Annotated in this window: 1 protein-coding gene; it reads right to left on the bottom strand. The window is 68.3% G+C overall.

The window, feature by feature from the left end; all coding sequences use genetic code 11:
• Nucleotides 1-871: beta strand repeat-containing protein (locus tag CRT60_RS35990; protein ID WP_425290386.1), on the bottom strand; the 871-nt coding region annotated here is incomplete at both ends.

Below are 871 nucleotides of genomic sequence, written 5' to 3'. Positions count from 1 at the left end.
TCGCCGTGGCCGTCAGGGTGCGGCCCACCGTCGTCGCGCCGAAGCCCAGCGTCCCGCCGCTGCTCACCGTCAGATCGCGCCCGACCGTGCCACTCAGCGAGGTCGCCAGCGTGTTGGTCAGCGACGCGTCGTTGGTCCCGCTGTTGCTCAGCGTCACTGCACCGGTCAGCGCATTGCCGGCGTTGCCCAGCGTGATCGCGTTGGCACCGGCGGTAAACGAGGAGGTTCCGCCAACCGTCAGTGCACCGCTCTGGGTCAGTGCGCCGCCGCTGCTCACCGTGAGATTGCGACCCACCGTACCGTTCAGCGACGTTGCCAGCGTGTTGGTCAGCGACACGTCGTTGGTCCCGCTGTTGCTCAGCGTCACCGCGCCCGTCAGCGCGTTGCCGGCGTTGGTCAGCGTGATCGCATTGGCACCGGCAGTAAACGAGGAGGTTCCGCCAACTGTCAGCGCACCGCTTTGGCTCAGCGCGCCGCCGCTGCTCACCGTGAGATTACGACCCACCGTGCCGCTGAACGAGGTCGCCAGTGTATTGGTCAGCGACACGTCGTTGGTCCCGCTGTTGCTCAGCGTCACCGCACCGGTCAGCGCGTTGCCGGCGTTGCCCAGCGTGATCGCGTTGGCACCCGCGGTGAAGGACGAGGTTCCGCCAACCGTCAGCGCACCGCTCTGAGTCAGCGCACCGCCGCTGGTGATCGACACCGTACTGGTGGTGCGCAACGCCGCGAGGTCGAGCGCCGTCGCGTCGGTGTAGCTGAGCGCCCCCGCCTCATCGGCGGTGTCGGCAGCATTCCGCGAGCGCAGGTCCAGCGTGGTGACGTCGTTGCCGGCATTGCCCAGCGTGATCGCGGCACCGCCGGTCTTGAGCGT

Origin of the sequence: Azospirillum palustre (assembly GCF_002573965.1) — a bacterium.
GTDB classification, from domain to species: domain Bacteria; phylum Pseudomonadota; class Alphaproteobacteria; order Azospirillales; family Azospirillaceae; genus Azospirillum; species Azospirillum palustre.
This window is presented reverse-complemented; position numbering and strand designations above follow the sequence as displayed.